Origin of the sequence: Streptomyces sp. NPDC059142 (assembly GCF_042755665.1) — a bacterium.
Taxonomy (GTDB): domain Bacteria; phylum Actinomycetota; class Actinomycetes; order Streptomycetales; family Streptomycetaceae; genus Streptomyces.
Genome location: NZ_JBHZDA010000022.1, coordinates 31,061 through 46,363, shown reverse-complemented (window position 1 = coordinate 46,363; position 15,303 = coordinate 31,061). Strand labels below are relative to the sequence as shown.

13 protein-coding genes are annotated in these 15,303 nt (G+C 73.7%); 6 read left to right on the top strand and 7 right to left on the bottom strand.

Annotated elements, in window-relative coordinates; all coding sequences use genetic code 11:
• From ACFXPK_RS11455 to ACFXPK_RS11435, 5 genes are all read left to right on the top strand, one after another.
• Positions 1-447, top strand: a 447-nt coding sequence (locus ACFXPK_RS11455; protein ID WP_385074147.1) for an RlpA-like double-psi beta-barrel domain-containing protein, incomplete at its 5' end; no start/stop codon positions are given.
• Between the two features lie 119 nt (positions 448-566).
• Positions 567-1,304 carry a class I SAM-dependent methyltransferase gene (locus ACFXPK_RS11450; RefSeq protein ID WP_385074145.1) on the top strand — a complete coding sequence of 246 codons (738 nt, stop codon included), beginning with the start codon at positions 567-569 and terminating at the stop codon, positions 1,302-1,304.
• Between the two features lie 14 nt (positions 1,305-1,318).
• Positions 1,319-1,813, top strand: coding sequence for a GNAT family N-acetyltransferase (locus ACFXPK_RS11445; RefSeq protein WP_385074142.1), 495 nt, complete (start codon positions 1,319-1,321; stop codon positions 1,811-1,813).
• A 173-nt stretch (positions 1,814-1,986) separates the two neighbouring features.
• Entirely contained in the window at positions 1,987-3,144 is a 1,158-nt protein-coding gene (locus tag ACFXPK_RS11440) for a DegT/DnrJ/EryC1/StrS family aminotransferase (protein ID WP_385074208.1), read from the top strand.
• The gene (locus ACFXPK_RS11435) at positions 3,137-5,461 is read left to right on the top strand and encodes a lipopolysaccharide biosynthesis protein (protein ID WP_385074139.1); all 2,325 of its coding nucleotides are present in this window, start codon (positions 3,137-3,139) and stop codon (positions 5,459-5,461) included. Before ACFXPK_RS11440 ends, ACFXPK_RS11435 begins: the two co-directional genes overlap by 8 nt.
• On the opposite strand, the gene ACFXPK_RS11430 is transcribed toward ACFXPK_RS11435, so the two are convergent.
• From ACFXPK_RS11430 to ACFXPK_RS11405, 6 genes are all read right to left on the bottom strand, one after another.
• A complete protein-coding gene (locus ACFXPK_RS11430) occupies positions 5,440-6,558 on the bottom strand; it encodes a glycoside hydrolase family 26 protein (RefSeq protein WP_385074137.1) in 1,119 nt (372 codons plus the stop codon). The genes ACFXPK_RS11435 and ACFXPK_RS11430 overlap by 22 nt on opposite strands.
• Entirely contained in the window at positions 6,555-7,142 is a 588-nt protein-coding gene (locus ACFXPK_RS11425) for a hypothetical protein (protein WP_385074134.1), read from the bottom strand. The genes ACFXPK_RS11430 and ACFXPK_RS11425 overlap by 4 nt, the downstream gene beginning before the upstream one ends.
• Before the next feature lie 20 nt (positions 7,143-7,162).
• Entirely contained in the window at positions 7,163-9,406 is a 2,244-nt protein-coding gene (locus ACFXPK_RS11420) for a hypothetical protein (RefSeq protein WP_385074131.1), read from the bottom strand.
• A gap of 62 nt (positions 9,407-9,468) precedes the next feature.
• On the bottom strand, positions 9,469-10,239 hold the full coding sequence (locus ACFXPK_RS11415; protein ID WP_385074206.1) for a polysaccharide deacetylase family protein: 771 nt from the start codon (positions 10,237-10,239) through the stop codon (positions 9,469-9,471).
• Positions 10,240-10,274: 35 nt separating this feature from the next.
• Positions 10,275-11,672, bottom strand: coding sequence for a glycosyltransferase family 2 protein (locus ACFXPK_RS11410; RefSeq protein WP_385074203.1), 1,398 nt, complete (start codon positions 11,670-11,672; stop codon positions 10,275-10,277).
• A 247-nt stretch (positions 11,673-11,919) separates the two neighbouring features.
• The gene (locus tag ACFXPK_RS11405; protein WP_385074128.1) at positions 11,920-13,062 is read right to left on the bottom strand and encodes a GNAT family N-acetyltransferase; all 1,143 of its coding nucleotides are present in this window, start codon (positions 13,060-13,062) and stop codon (positions 11,920-11,922) included.
• A gap of 409 nt (positions 13,063-13,471) precedes the next feature.
• On the opposite strand from ACFXPK_RS11405, the gene ACFXPK_RS11400 reads away from it, so the two are divergent.
• Entirely contained in the window at positions 13,472-14,680 is a 1,209-nt protein-coding gene (locus tag ACFXPK_RS11400) for a cytochrome P450 (protein ID WP_385074200.1), read from the top strand.
• 98 nt (positions 14,681-14,778) lie between these two features.
• Here ACFXPK_RS11400 and ACFXPK_RS11395 read toward each other — a convergent pair whose 3' ends face one another.
• A complete protein-coding gene (locus ACFXPK_RS11395) occupies positions 14,779-15,225 on the bottom strand; it encodes a DUF6415 family natural product biosynthesis protein (RefSeq protein ID WP_384992345.1) in 447 nt (148 codons plus the stop codon).
• Positions 15,226-15,303 lie beyond the last annotated feature (78 nt).

Sequence of the window (15,303 nt, the reverse complement as noted above, 5' to 3'; positions counted from 1 at the left end):
AACACACCCCCGACCCTCACACCGGCCCAGTTCGAGACCCGCCCCGGTGCACCGGCGGCGGCGCTGGCCGCCCGATCTGCCGTGCTCGCGCTCGGTGTGGTCGGCGCGAGCGCCGGGCCGGCCGCGGCGGCGCCCAGCGGCGTGCAGGCCAACGGCCAGGCCACCTGGTACAACACCGGGCTGGGCGCGTGCGGTTGGTACAACAACGACAGTGAGCTGGTCGTGGCGATCTCGACCACGCTGTACGGCACCTACCCCAACCCCAACAACTCGCCCCAGTGCGGACGGCAGATCCGCGTCAACGGGCCGCTCGGCTCCGTCGTCGTGAGAGTCGTGGACAAGTGCATGAGCTGTGCCACCAACGACGTGGACCTCAGCCCCACCGCGTTCTCCCGGATCGGCGACCTCAACGCCGGACGGATCAATGTGAGCTGGGACTGGGTCTGAGCCGCGGGCACGGCGCGGGTTCGTGAGGGAGGGCCGGGGTGGGTGTGCCCCGGCCCCTCCCCGGGCGGTGGAGGGAAAATCGGTGGACACCGTGGGTGGCGGCGGCGACCGTATGCCGCATGGGTCAGCAGGAGATCTGGGACACGGAGACCGCCCGACGCTACGACACCCCCGGCACGGGCATGTTCGCGCCCGATGTCTTGACGCCCACCGTGGACCGGCTCGCCGCGCTGGCGGGTGACGGGGCCGCGCTGGAGTTCGCCATCGGAACGGGCCGGGTGGCGGTCCCGCTGGCCGCGCGCGGGGTGCCCGTCACCGGCATCGAGCTGTCGCTCCCGATGGTCGAGCGGCTGCGTACGAAGGCCGACGGGACGGCGATCCCCGTGGTCATCGGTGACATGGCGACCGCCACCGCCCCCGGCGCGTACGCGCTCGTCTATCTCGTCTTCAACACCATCTCCAACCTGCTCACCCAGGCCGAACAGGTCGCGTGCTTCCGTAACGCCGCCCGTCATCTCGCGCCCGGCGGCAGGTTCGTGATCGAGCTGTGGGTCCCCGAGCTGCGCAAGCTGCCGCCGGGTCAGGAGGCCATCGTCTGCCACACGGAGCCCGGCTACATCGGGCTGGACACGTACGACACCCTGCGCCAGCACGTCGTCTCGCACCATTTCCGCTTCGGCGAGAGCAAGGAAGCCGAGCTGTTCCGCAGCCCGCACCGTTACATCTGGCCGGCCGAACTCGACCTGATGGCCCAGCTCGCCGGGTTCGAGCGGGAGAGCAGGCACGCGGACTGGGCCGGGGCCGAATTCACCGCCGACTCGCGTTCCCACGTGTCCGTATACCGGCTCGCGCCATGAGGCCCGTGGGGCCCATGAGGCCCGTGCTCGGGGTCGAGCGTCTGCGTGCCGGTCACGCCGCCGCCCTGCTCGCGTTCGAGCGGGAGAACCGGGCCTACTTCGCGGCGTCCGTTCCCGACCGGGGCGACGCCTACTTCGCCCGGTTCGAGGAGCGGCACGGTGCGCTGCTCGCCGAGCAGGAGGCCGGGGTGTGCCACTTCCATCTGCTGGTGGACGGGGACGGGGCGGTGTGGGGGCGGGTCAATCTGGTGGATGTCGCCGACGGGTCCGCCGAGCTGGGGTTCCGGGTCGCCGAGCGGGCGGCCGGGCGCGGGGTGGCGAGCGTGGGGGTGCGGCGGGTGTGTGAGCTGGCCGGTTCGGAGTACGGGCTGACCTCGCTGCGGGCCTCCGCGGCCGTGGACAACGCCGGTTCGCGTGCGGTGCTCGCCCGTAACGGGTTCAGGCAGGTCGGCGAGGTGGAGCTGAGCGGGCGGCCCGGACTGCGGTTCGTACGCGATCTGACGGACTGACGCAGCCGCCCTTCCCCGGTGTCTTCGCCTTATTGACGGGGCGTCCGGTATGGGACACATTGAGCCGGGGGCAGGGGGGATACGGAATGGCTCGTGGGGAGGGCCGGGCGCGTCCGGTGGACTCGGCGTACGCGGTGCCGTCGGCGGGCCCGTACGCGGCGCTGGAGTCGCTGATGGGCCGGCGCCTCGGCAGGGAGTGTCTGTACACGCCGTCGTGCAGGCTCGCGCTGTATGTGGCGCTGCGCCACTGGTGTCCGCCCGGCGGGCGGGTGCTGATGTCGCCGGTCAACGACGATGTGATCTTCTTCGTGGTGCTCGCGGCCGGACTGCGCCCGGTCCAGGCGCCGCTGGACCCGCGTGACGGGTCCCTCGACCTCGCCGCCGTGCCGGAGTCCGTCTGGCGGGGGCTCTCCGCCGTGCTCACCACCAATCTGTACGGGAACCCCGACCCCGCGCCCGCCCTCCGTACGCGCTGCGACGCGCTGGGCATCCCGCTGATCGAGGACGCCGCGCACGCCATCGGCAGCGCGATCGGGGACCGGCCGGTCGGCGGGTTCGGGGACGCCGCCGTGTTCAGCCTGTCCAAGCATGTGGGCGCCAAGACCGGCGGCTTCCTCGCGGTCGCGGACCCGGCGCTGCGTACGGAACTGGCGCGCGCCCGCGACGCGTTGCTCCGGCCCGCCCGGCCCACCGCCGAACTGGCGTACGCCGTACGCCCGTACGCCGAGGCCGGGGTGCGCGGGCTGCGGCTGGTGGGGGCCGCGCGGGCCGCGCTGCGGCTGCTCGGGCGGGAGGAACGGGAGGCGATCCGGATGCCCCTGCGGGCCCCGGAGTTACGGCAGGCCCTCGGCACGGCGCCGGGGCTCGACGGATTCCACTCCTGGGTCCGGGTCGACCTGCACGACTACCGGCTCAGCCCCGGCCGCCCGCGCCTCGACCGCACCGAACGGCTGCTGCGCGGGCTCGACCGGACGCTGGCCGCGCACCGCGACGGTACGCGGCGGCTGCTGGCCAGTCCGTGGGCCGCGCCGGGCGCCGCCGAGGGGCCCGTACAGCCGCTCTTCCGGGTGCCGCTGCTCGTCGAGGACCGGGACGCGGCCATCGCCGCGCTCGCCCGGCACCGCCTGACCACCGGCTACCTCTACGATCCACCGCTCGACGCGTACGCGGGCGCGGACTTCACCGATCCGTCGCCCGCACCGGGCCCGGCGGCCTGGTTCGCCCGGCACGCCCTGCCCGTCGATCCGCGCCACGCCGACCGGGCGATCGGCGTCCTCACCGCGCTGGGCGCCCGCCCGGCGGAGTGGGAGGAGACCGGCAGCGGTGGCTGACACCGCCCGGCTGCCGGGGCCGCACCTGGGGGACGCGGGACTCGTGGACGGCGGCTCCGGGACCGGTGGTGCCTCCGCACAGGCACGGGCACAGGCAGAGGCAGAGGCGCCTGCGCCCGGCTCCGGCGAGGGAGAGGGAGCGGGCGGCCGGGACCGCGACTCCATGTTCCGCAACGCCTACGCGCTCATGCTCTCCACCGGTGTCTCCGCCGCGCTCGGCCTCGGCTTCTGGCTCGTCGCCGCCCGCTACTACACCGAGGAGGCCGTGGGCCAGGGCTCCGCAGCCATCGCCGCCATGCGGCTGCTCGCCTCGATCACCGCGACGACCATGATCGGCGCGGTGGTCCGCTACGTCCCCCGGGCCGGCCGGGCCACCGGGCCGCTCGTGTGGCGCGCTTACGCCGTCAGTTCGCTGGTGGTGTGCGTCGCCTGCGCGCTGTTCCTGGTCACGCTCGATCTGTGGGGTCCCTCCTACGCGCCGCTCGCCGGCCCGGCCGCCGGGCTCGTCTTCACGGCGTCCTGTGTCGCCTGGGCGCTGCTCACCCTCCAGGACGGGGTCCTCACCGGCCTGCGGAAGGCCTTCTGGGTGCCCGTCGGCAACGCCGTCTTCTCCATCGGCAAGCTGCTCATGCTCGCCGCGTTCGCCACCGCCCTGCCGGTCCTCGGCGTCTTCGTCTCCTGGGCGGCGGCCATCGCCCTGTCCGTACTGCCGCTGGGCTGGCTGATCTTCCGCAGGCTCATCCCGCGCCAGGCCGCCGCCGACCACGACCGCGCACCGCCCCGGCTCCGGGAGATCGGACGGTTCCTCGCCGGGGACTCGGTCGGGGCGCTCTTCAGCCTGGCCATGATCAATCTGCTGCCGGTGATGGTCGCGGTCCGCTTCGACTCCGCGCACAACGCCTTCTTCTACACCGCCTACACCGTCGGCGGCACGATGGAGTTCATGGCCATCAACATGGCCTCCTCCCTCACCGCGCACGCCTCGCACAGCCCCGACCGGCTGGCGGAGGGCGTGCGCGGGGCGCTGCGCCGGATGACGCTGCTGCTGGTGCCCGTGGTGCTGGTGCTGGTCGTCTTCGCGCCGCAGATCCTCACGCCGTTCGGCGCCGACTACGCCGAGCACGGCACCACCGTCCTGCGGCTGCTCGCCGCCGCCGCGCTGCCCCGCGTCGTCGTCGAGCTGTACATCGGCGTGCTGCGCGTGCAGGGCCGTACGGGCATGCTCGCGGCGCTCCAGGGCGCCATGTGCGTCCTGGTCCTGGGCAGCGCGCTGGTGCTGCTCGGGCCCGCCGGGATCTCCGGCGCCGGGCTGGCGATGCTGCTGTCCATGACGCTGATCGCCCTGGTCGCGGCGCCGGGACTGCGCGCGGCGCTGCGCTACCGCCACCGTACGAAGGACGGCGCCGACTGGACCGGCGGCCGGCGTACGGGCACGGCGCGGGACGGCGCGGACGCGTACTACGGGACCACGTGGGCCCGCAGGGCCGCCCTGCGCGCCCAGGTGACGCCCGGGGCACCGGGGGACGGCGGCGCGGACGACGCGCGGGCCGAGGAGGACGCCGCGTACGGCACGACCTGGGCCGGGCGCACCGCCTATCTGCGCGGCGCCCATGACGCGCCGACGCCCGCCTTCGGCCTGCCCGTGCCCGTTCCCGTACGGGGGTCCGGGGGCGCGACGGCGGCTGCGCCGGGGCACGCCGGGCGGATCGACGAGAGCCGGACCGTCACCGTGCTGTGGCTGCTGCTCGGGCTCTCCGCCGGGCTGTTCTGGACGCCGCTGGCCCGGCTCGGTGACATCGGCCGCGACCAGCTCACCGGCGCCCAGCTTCTGGACGTGCTGCCCCCTCTCACCCTGGTCGCGGGCATGCTGCTGATCGTCGTCCAGTGCGCCGCCGTCTCGCTGGAACGGCCGGGGCCGGCGCTGCTCACCCTCGGGCCGCTGATCATTTTCGCCGCGCTGCACACGGCGCCGCCGCTGCTGGGCGTACGGCCCGACCGGGCGTCGGGGCTCTGGCACCGGCAGGTCGCGGACGCGCTGGCGGGGATGGCGGGGCCCGCCGGGCGCGACGGTGTGCTGCGCGCGCTGCCCGTCGTCCTGCAACTCCTCTGTCTGGCCCTGGTCGCGCTGACCCTGTGGGCGCTGCGGGCGGACGGGCGGGCCGTGTCGGGGGTGGTGTGGGTGCTGGCGGTGGCCGGGTGGTCGGCACAGGACCCGTTCGCGGCGGTGGCCCTGCCGGTCTTCCTGGGGCTGCTCGTGGTGGCGGCCGTGGCCCTCCTCGTGCGACGGAGTCAGCGTCAGCGTGACGGAACCGGCTGACGGAAGTAGCCGTCGCGGCCCGCCTCCCGGTAGCCCTCCAGCGCCGGGCCCTTGTCGACGGTCAGGTCGCAGTGCGGCCCGGGCACCGGCCGGTTCCACTGCACCAGCGCCTTCACCTGTGGCAGGGTTCGCGCCACCGTCGGGACCTGCTGGTACCAGCCGCGCTGCCGGTCCGGGTCGTCCGGGTCGGGGGCCGTGCTGAACTCGGAGAGCATGATCGGCTTGCGGTCCGATATGTTCGCGCGCAGCCAGTCGTAGGTGGGCCGCTGGCTGTCGTCGAAGTCCAGCCAGCGCGCGTTCCGCTGGCAGCGGTAGTAGTTGTACTGGTCCATGCCGATCCAGTCGACGTACGCGTCGCCCGGGTAGAGCGACTTCATCAGCGCCGCGTTCCCCAGGTAGCCGGAGACCGTCCACACCCACACCACGTTGTCCACGCCGAGCTTCTCGAACCGGTCGTGGAGATGGCGGTAGGCGGCGACGAACTCCTCGGGCGTGCCCGCGTCCGGCGTGCGGAAGTCCGTCTCCTGGTCGAAGGAGAAGAAGATCCGCTTGCCGTACGCCTTGAGCCGCCTGGCCTGCGGATCGATGATCTCCTCGTCGTACTTCCCGGCCGCGACATCGGCCCAGCCGAGCTGGGTCTCCGTCCAGTTCTCGTGGTGCGGCTCGGTCCACACGGTGGACTCCCAGGCCAGCATCAGCATCCGGTCCCGGCCCAGCTCCTGCTCCTCGGGGGTGAGCAGCACTCCGTCGCGCCGGGTGTTGGACATGTCGTGGTAGTTGTAGACGAGATCCAGCTTGCGCCCGATCCTCTTCTCGAAGGCGTGGACGGCGTCCGTGAGCGAGCCGTTCGCCGCGTACGGGACGTACGCGCCCCACCAGGCCCCGCAGGGCGGCTCCAGCAGTTCGCCCGGCGCGCACCGCCCGTGCGGCGGGGCGCCGGAGGCGGCGCTCCCCGGCAGCGCCCAGCCCGCGTCCTCGCCGCCTCTGTCCGCCCGGGCGACCCATACCCCGAGCCCCGCCAGCAGGGCGCCGACGGCCGCCAGGACCAGTGTCAGATACGTACCGCGGCCCGCGTCGCGCAAGCGTCGTGGCGTCATATGGGGCCCTCCGGACCGGGTTTGGTGCGCTCGGCCGCTCCTCGGGTCGCGGCGGGCAGGGGTACGGCGGGCAGGGGCGCCACGACCGTGCAGAAGACCGCGAGCGCGCCGAGGAACAGCGGGGCCGAGAAGCCCGCCACGAGGAAGAGCGCGGTGGCGGTGAGCGTCGCGAGGGAGAGGCTGAGCGGCGCGGCCAGCGCCAGGGCCTCCAGCCGGGCGGCGGGGCGCAGGCTCCCGGGCAGCGGGAGGAGCAGGGCGCACCCGGGGCCGAAGGTGACGAAGAGCAGGATGGGGATCCAGCGCAGCGGCTGCCCGTCGGGGAGCGCCGTCGCCGCGAGGGCCGGCCACCCGCAGAGCGCGAGCCCGGCTCTGAGCCAGGGCCTCGGCCGGGGGTGCACCAGGGCCACCGCGCCGGCGAGGGCCCGCGCCACCCCGTGGCCGAGGCGCCCGAGGACTCCTCCGCGCGCGGGGCGCGGCGGGGACCAGGACTGCGGACGGGGCTGGGGGTGAGACCCGGGCCGGGGCTGGGACGAGGGCCGGGGCCGGGATCGGGACGGGGACTGGGGGGCCGTGTGCTGGTCCATGACGGCTGCCTCCGCGTTCTTCATCGGGCGGACGGGGTGGGGGTGGTGGAGGCGGGGGGCCGCGCCGGGGCCTCCACGTGTTCCAGCAGGAGGCCGTGCCGGCTCTCCTCCAGGACCCTGAAGTGCGGTGACCGCTTGAGCGCGGCGCTCATCCGGGCGAAGCTCCCGGCCGGCAGATAGCCCTCGCCGATCGTGGCCTTCTCCTGGGACGGCGTGAGGATCACGTACGCGGGACGCCCGTCCGGTATGCCCGCGTCGAGATAGCCGGCCGGGTCCCTGAGCATGACCAGGTTCTCCGGCACTTCCTGTTCGGTGAAGAACCAGCGCTCGTAGTGGTCGTAGCGGTAGTACGCCCCCGGGAAGGAACCGGTGGTGGCGAGGATCAGCGAACCGTCCGGCGCCTGGTCGTAGGCCCGCTCCACGAACGCGTTCTCCGCGGGGGGCGCGTACTGCATGCCCTCCTTGCCGTAGTACGAGGGCAGGAAGCCGACGAGCAGCGCGGCCAGCGCGACCGGCAGCACCAGGGCCGTCGTCCTGCGCGCGATACGCCGGGCCTTGTCGCGCCCCGCGGCGGACGGTACGAGCGCGGCGGCGGCGAAGAACGCCGTGCCCGGCAGCCCGAACAGATAGACGCGGAAGAGCATTTCGCCGCCGTAGTCGTTCACGGCAAAGAGCGGCACCGGCGCGGCGGCGGCCAGCAGCAGCGGCAGCGCGCTCCCGGCCAGTCTGCGCCGCAGCAGCACGGCGGTCACGGCGAGCCCGCCGAGGACGAGCACCATCACGATGTTGGCCGTGCCCACCAGCTCCGGTCCCGGGCCGGTCGGTTCGCCGGCGAATCCGGGGCGGGAGTTCTTCAGCAGGTCGCCCGCCGAGTCCCGCAGCGTGGCCAGCGTGTCCAGGAAGAGGACACGGCCCATCGTCAGGTCCCAGACGAGCATGATGAGGCCGGTGACCACGAGCAGCCCGAGGTTGCGGTAGCGACGCGTCAGGCAGAGGGCCATCAGCGTCATGCAGAGCATCACGGGCGTGAGCTGGTGCGAGGCGTTGATGGCGCCGATCAGCGGGGCCAGGATCGCCACACAGATCGCCCGCTGTCTCAGGGTGGTGGGCGGCGGGACGGACGTCGCGGACGGATCGAGCCGGGAGCGCTCACGCAGCCGCCCGGCCGACCCGGGCCGTACGAAGTGGCGTACGACCACGGCGAACACGGTCAGGAAGAGCAGATAGGCGAAGGCCTGCGGCGCGAGGTAGTCCTGCCCCACCCAGTTGGCGAGCTGGAAGATCCATACGGCGGTCCAGACGAGACGCCAGTCGTCGGTGAAGGTGCGGTAGATCAGCACCAGCACCGGGAGCATCAGCAGCCCGAAGAGGACGGGCGCCCAGTTGGTGTACGAAGCGGCCCCATGCACCCCGAAGGCCCTGATCAGGGCCGCGTTGAGCGAGAAGAAGCCCGGCCACTGGTCGTACGCGGACATCCCGCCGGAGAGCCGCGCCTGCGGATGGAACGTCCCCTCGGCGAGCAGCCGCGCTATCACGGCGTCGTGCTTGGACGCCCAGGCGTAGCGCACGGAGTCGTAGAGGATCCCCGGTGGCGCCTTGAGCGCGACGAGCATCGCGACGCAGTAGGTCAGCGGCCACCACGGGGCGGTCCCGGCCCGGCGCAGGCTGATGAGGAAGCCGAGGGAGAGGACGCCCAGCGAGGCGTAGAACGCGACCGGGAACCGGTCGAGGAGCCCGAACTCCCCGATGTCGCGGAACCCGATCCGGGGTAACGACCAGCTCCACAGCACGGCGGCGATCAGCAGCGGCGGCCAGGTGAGGAACCGCTGGAAGCGGATCAGGAACGACGGACCAGGGCCCCGGCGCGGCGGAAGCGGCGGGCCCGGCGGATCGGGCGGGTCGGGCGGGTCGAGCGGGAGCGGTCTGCGGGGTGGCGGGCGGTCCGCCTCCTCGTCCGGGCGCGCCCGCGCACGCGAGTGCGAGCGCGTATGCGGGTGCGCGCCCGGGTGTGCGCTTGCGCGGGGCGGGTCCACCGGACCCGGCGCGCCGGATGCCGTGGACGGACCGGACGCATCCGTGCCCGGTCCGGTCGCCGCGCCGGAACCGCTCCCCACGCCGGAATCCTTCCCCGGACCGGAGTTGTTCCCCGCGCCGGCGCCGTCCCCCGGACCGGAGCTGTTCCCCGGACCAGAGCCGTCCCCCGGGCCGGAGCCGTCCCCCGCGCCGTCGCCTGAGCCGGTCATGGTGTCGGTACGCGTGCTCATGAGATACCTTCCCCCCTCGTCACACTCCGTCACTACCCACCGCCATCCATGACTATCCGTGACTACCCGGCGAATTCCGGTCCCCTCACCCGGGCCCGCGCGCCCCGGTACAGCCGCCAGCCCACCGTGGCCGGTGAGTCGCGGTACGGCGCGACCCGCGCCCGCTCCCCCGCCGCCGCCCCGCCCGCCATCCACGACGCGACATCCGCCGCCGAGTGCCTCCGGCGCACGATGAGCCGGGCGATGCGGTACGCCTCGTCGCGCCCCGAGCTGAGGGCGTGCCGCACGGCGACGGCCGAGGCGTACCCCGCCCCCTCGGCGGCGCGGCGCACGGCGCGGCTGTTGTAACCGTGCGGATAGGCGAGGTGCGCGACCTCGTGGCCCAGCACGTCCTCCAGCACATCCTTGGATTCACGCAGTTCACGCCGGAGTGCGGGCCCGCGCAGAGTGTCGAGCTGCGGGTGGGTGACCGTGTGCGCGCCCACCTCCAGGCCGTACGACTCCAGGCCGCCCACCTGCGCGAGCGTCATCATCGGTGCGGGCGGCAGCAGGCTGGTGCGCCCCGGGGTGATCGCCCCGGTGGTCAGATAGGCGGTGGCGGGCAGGGCGCGGGCGGCGAGCGCGTCGGCGGTCGGGCCGGGCAGATCGGCGAAGCCGTCGTCGAAGGTGAGGACGACCGGCCGGGGTGGCAGCGGCGCGCCCCGCGTGAGATGCCCGACGAGGGTGCTGACGGGGACGGGCGTACGGCCCCCGGCGACGACCGCGTCGAGATGGGCGGTGAAGTCCCGTGGCGTGACGGTGAATTCGGCGATCCAGGCGGGCGGGTCGTCCATCACCGCGTGGTAGAGGAGGACGGGGATCCGCTCCGTCACGGCGTGCCCCCTCCCTCGGCCCCGCGGGCGCGGATCCGCGCCCGGGCGTAACCGAGGGGCCCGTACAGCATGCCCCTGCGCTCCAGGCGCGAGAGCGAGCGCGGCCAGGGATACGTCTGCGCGCCGTGCGCCGTGATCGCGCGGGCGTGCGCCAGACCGCGCCCCGCCTTCGCCAGCAGCGCGGGCAGCAGGGCGGGTTGGCGTACGAGGATCGCGGTGAGGTACGCGGTCAGGCCCGCGCCGTATCCGTACGCCTGGTTCCTCAGGTCCTGCCAGGTCTCGCGGTGGTGGTGCCAGACCAGTGCCTCGGGCGTGTAGCGCAGCCGGTGCCCGGCGGCCAGGACGCGCACGAAGGCGTACAGGTCGTCGCCGCCCTTGGCGGGCGTGCCGGTGCCGGTGGCCGGGTCGAAGCCGCCGACGGCCCGCAGTACACCGGCGCGGAACGCCATGTTGGCGCCGGAACCGAAGCTTCCGGCCGCGAACGGGAAGAGCGGTTCGCCGGCGGGCGGCGCCGCCGGGTCGTACAGCCGGGGCGCGAACCCCTTGGCGAAGCCTCCGTGGCTCTCCAGCAGGATCTGCGCGGGGGTGGTGAGCCGGGCGGGGAGGATGAGCCCCGTGGTGCAGCCGAGCCTCGGATCGGCCGTGAAGGGCGCGGTGAGCGCGGAGAGCCAGTGCGGGTCGGCGATCACGTCGTCGTCGGTGAAGGCGAGAACCGGAACAGCACGGTCCGCCACCGCGATACCCCGGTTGTGGGCGACGGCCAGACCGGGCCGTGGCTCGTGCGCGTAGTCCACGCGGTCCGCGTAGCGCGACGCCACGAGGTCACGGGTGGCGGTGGTGGCGGGCGCGTTGTCGACGACCAGGACGCGGAAGTCGGGATGGTCCTGGGCGAGGAGCGAGTCCAGGGCGCGGGCCAGCCGGTCGGCGCGCTCGCGGGTGGCCACGATGACGGTGGTACGGAGAGGTCGAACGCTGCTACGGGCCGGCGGAAAGAAGGACGAGGAAAGACGGGACGAGGAAGGACCCGACGAGAAAGGACTGGACGAGGAAGGACCGGACTCCGAAGGGGGAGGAGCAAGGGACGGGGAAGAAGGCGGAAAGAACGCGGAAGAGGGTGGGGGCGTCGGCGGTGGCGCCGGTGGGGGCATCCACGGAAGCGTCGGCGTGGCGCGGTGCTGCGCCCGGAAGGCCGCCGCCAGCGCCTCCGCGGGCTCCTGGCCCGCCGCCACCCGGCGGGTCACCGTCGCGACGGGCCGGCCGTCGATCCGTACGAGCGCGAACACCTCCCCCTCCCCGACCGGAGGACCGCCGGGCGCCGGGCGGAGGGACAGGACGGTTCCGTCGGCCGCGCGGAGATCGAGCTCGGCGACGGCGACGGGCCCGGGGACCGGCAGGCCCCGGGACGCCGGGCGGAGCGGACCGCCGCCCTTCCCTCCGCGTCCGGCCGCTCCCCCGGCCTCCTCCCCCTTCGCCTCTCCCCCGGGCCCCGCGCCGGTCGTGTGCGGTGTGTACGTCATCGGCTCCCCCCTGCTCGATCGCTGCGCTGCGCTGCCCTGCCTTGCCTTGCCTTGCCTTGCCTTGCCTTGCCCTGCGCCGCCCTGCCCTGCGACGCGTCGGCCGTCGTTCTTCCTCCCCCGGCCGTCACCTGTCCCGCAGGCGGCCCACCCGGTTCAGCGCCGCCTTCGTGTACGCGGCCAGCCGGGGCCGCTCCCGTACGAAACCGTGCGCCCGGCGGACCGGCTCCCTGCCCAGGTGGTAGAGGGCGGCCCGCGCGCCCGGCCGGGTCACGGCGCCCTCGTGGACCCGTAGACCGCCCGTCTTCAGCGCGTCCTTGTACTCCGCGGGACCGCGCCCCAGGTCGAGCACCCCGATCCCCGCCGCCGCGGCGGCCCGCGCCATCCGCAGATGCAGGATCAGGCCCGGCGAGTACCGGGCGAACTCCGGGTCGTACGCCGGGAACCAGCACGACAGCACCGTGCGCGAGCGCAGCCCGAAGTGCGCCGCCACCGGCCGGTCCGCGACGTACAGCACGGAGAGGACACCCGAGCAGCCCGGCGTTCGGGTCGTGGCGAGCTGCCGTACGAGTGCGCTGATCCACTCCTTGGCGAAGCGGTCGCGGCGGCCGGTCCTGCGGTACTGCGCAGACTTCCACTCCATGAGCGTGCGCAGCGCCGCCGGGTCGCGTTCGTCGAAGACGAAGCGGACCTCGCCGGCTGTCCGACGGCCGAGCCTGCGCTCCTTCGCGGCCGTCGTACGGAAGAACTTGGGCGACCGGACGCGCAGGGCCGCCTCGTACGCCTCGTACCCCTCCCCGACCTCGATCACCGGCGACTCGAAACCGCCCGGTTCACCGGTGCCGGGCGGGACGAACAGCCGCTGGCCCGCTTCGAGGTTGTCGAACTCCCAGGCAGCCAGCGAGCAGCCGCTGAGCAGTTCGCGGGCCGTGAGCCGCAGTCCGTCGCGGAACACCCCGCCCTGGCAGTCGGAGACGCCGAGGCCGATGGCTCTGCCGCGCCCGAGCGGGCCGCGCTCGTACGGGAAGAAGCCGACGGGCTCGCCCGTCCCCCTGCCCGATGCGGTGGGCGCCGCCGTCGCCTCGCGTACGACGGCGACGCGCGCGCCGGGCCTCACGCGGCCGACGGCCAGGGTGAACTCCGGCTCCATGAAGGGGTTGGCCGGAGCCCCCGACGTGGCGCGCAGCTCGCGCCAGGACTCGATTTCCGCCGTGTCCAGTTCCGCGGGCGCCACCACGCGCAGGCGCGCCGCACTCCGTACATCGTTCAACTCGACCCCCCGGTCGCATCCCCCCGCGCGCCCGTGTCCCCCGCGGGCCCGCACTCGACAGGACGGTACCGGCCCAAATCCCTCCGGGACAGGGGCAGTCGCCCATCTCGTCACGGATCGGGGAATCGGGTGCAACGGGTGCAACCTGTGGTGCGGAAGGGGCGGGAGGGGGAAGAAAGTACAGCGTGGCCGAACGGCTCCTTTCCGTGACCACCCGCCTCCTCATAGGATCCGGACGAGGAGGGTTTCCGTGCCCCACGCCCAGCCCCAGCCCCAGCGTCCGTCCCAGCCCCAGCGTCCGTCCCAGTCCCAGTCCCAGCCCCAGCGCCCGCCGCAGTCCCCGCCGTCGGAGCAGCCCCCGTACCGGCTCGATCCGTCCGGCGCCTGTCCGCACGCCCTCAACGCCGCGATGCTGGCGCGCGGCGCCGTCGCCGAGGTCGTGCTGCCCGGCGACGTACCGGCCATGGCGGTCGTCGGGCACGAGGCGCTGAAGGAGTTCATGGGGCACCCGGATGTCGCCAAGGGCGCCGAGCACTTCGCGGCGCTCCAGGAGGGGCGGATCCCGGTCGGCTGGCCGCTGACGACGTTCGCGACCGTACGGGGCATGGTCACCGCGGACGGAGCCGAGCACCGGCGGCTGCGGTCGCTGGTCGGCAAGGCGTTCACGGCGCGGCGCGTGGAGGAGCTGCGGCCCGGGGTCGAGCGGCTGACCGCGGAGCTGCTGGACGGGGTGGCCGCGGCGGCAGCGGCGGCGGACGACGGGGTGGTGGACCTGCGGGCGCTCTTCGCGCTCCCCCTGCCGATGAACGTGATCAGTGAGCTGCTCGGGGTGGACGAGGAGTTCCGGGCGCGGCTGCACACGCTGTCGACGCGGTTGGTGAGTACGGACATCGCCCCGGAGCGGGCGGTGGCGGCGAACCGGGAGATGGTGGCCGTGCTCGGCGCGGTGGCCGCGTCCCGCCTGGAGCGTCCGGGAGACGATCTGACCAGCGCCCTCATCGCGGCGCGCGACGCCGGCGCGGGCCCCGGAAGCGGCCCGCCGGACAGCCGGGGCGACCGGCTCGGCGAGCACGAGCTGATCGGCACGATGCTGGTGATGATCATCGCGGGCCATGAGACGACCCTCAACCTGATCACCAACGCGGTGCGCGCGCTCTGTGCCCATCCGGACCAGCTGGAGCTGATCCGGACCGGCGGCGCGCAGTGGGCCGACGTGGTCGAGGAGACCCTGCGCTGGGACAGCCCGGTCAGCTTCTTCCCGTTCCGCTACCCGACGCGCGACGTGACAGTGGACGGGACGGTGATCCCGCGCGGCACCCCCGTGCTGGCCGGGTTCTCGGCGGCGGGCCGTGACCCCGCCGCGTACGGCCCCGACGCGGACCGCTTCGACATCACGCGGCGCGCCGCGACCCGCCATCTCTCCCTGGGACACGGCGCCCACTACTGTCTGGGCGCCCCTCTCGCGAGGATGGAGACCACGATCGCCCTGCGGCAGTTGTTCACCCGTTTCCCGGACCTGAGGATCGCGCTCCCGGAGACGGAACTGGCCCGCCAGCACAGCTTCGTGGGCAACAGCGTGCGGGAGCTTCCGGTGGTGCCGGGGCGCTCGGCGCTCTGACCCGCGGGGTCACAGACGCAGCCCCACGGCGAGTGCGATGGTCAGCCCCAGCGTGCAGACCGCGATCACGAACCAGGCTTGCTGTTTCCCTTCCGGGCTCATGGCCGGTACCGGCCTTCGCGGTCGCGCTCCCGCAGGTAGTCCATGAACGTGCGGCACATGCGTGCCAGGGCCCGCATGTGGACCCAGTTGGCCATGGCTCCGGCTCCGGGGCCGCTGTCGGTCAGGTCGTACCAGTCCTTGAGCGCTCCTTTGGTCCGTACGGTGTGCTCGGTGTCGGGGATCGCCTCGACGAGGGAGACGAGCGTGGCACCGTGGCCGACGAGCCGGTTCGTGAGGTCCGCGATCTCGGCGGGCGGCGGCATCATGCGGTGCGGCGCCAGCGCCCGATCGGCGTCGAGACCGATGGCGTTGTGGTCCAGGACATGCTTCAGGACGGCGCGCTGGGCATGTGGAGTGTGTGAAGTGTGCGGAGTCTGCGTGGAGTCGGCGGTGTAGGTGGTGTGCGCGTTTTCGGCTGTGCCACCTGTTCTGTTGTCTGTCACTGTGGTCACCTTGGCCCCCGTCTTCGTGTGCTGTGCTGCTTGGCCCTGTTGAACAGAAAACAGCCTGAAGACCCTCCG

What these genes read in the sequence shown, in the direction of transcription:
- ACFXPK_RS11450 (WP_385074145.1), top strand. Translation starts at nt 567, where the DNA reads ATGGGTCAGCAGGAGATCTGGGACACGGAGACCGCCCGACGCTACGAC.
- ACFXPK_RS11445 (WP_385074142.1), top strand. Translation starts at nt 1,319, where the DNA reads ATGAGGCCCGTGCTCGGGGTCGAGCGTCTGCGTGCCGGTCACGCCGCC.
- ACFXPK_RS11440 (WP_385074208.1), top strand. Translation starts at nt 1,987, where the DNA reads ATGGGCCGGCGCCTCGGCAGGGAGTGTCTGTACACGCCGTCGTGCAGG.
- ACFXPK_RS11430 (WP_385074137.1), bottom strand. Translation starts at nt 6,558, where the DNA reads ATGACGCCACGACGCTTGCGCGACGCGGGCCGCGGTACGTATCTGACA.
- ACFXPK_RS11425 (WP_385074134.1), bottom strand. Translation starts at nt 7,142, where the DNA reads ATGGACCAGCACACGGCCCCCCAGTCCCCGTCCCGATCCCGGCCCCGG.
- ACFXPK_RS11420 (WP_385074131.1), bottom strand. Translation starts at nt 9,406, where the DNA reads ATGAGCACGCGTACCGACACCATGACCGGCTCAGGCGACGGCGCGGGG.
- ACFXPK_RS11415 (WP_385074206.1), bottom strand. Translation starts at nt 10,239, where the DNA reads ATGGACGACCCGCCCGCCTGGATCGCCGAATTCACCGTCACGCCACGG.
- ACFXPK_RS11400 (WP_385074200.1), top strand. Translation starts at nt 13,472, where the DNA reads ATGCTGGCGCGCGGCGCCGTCGCCGAGGTCGTGCTGCCCGGCGACGTA.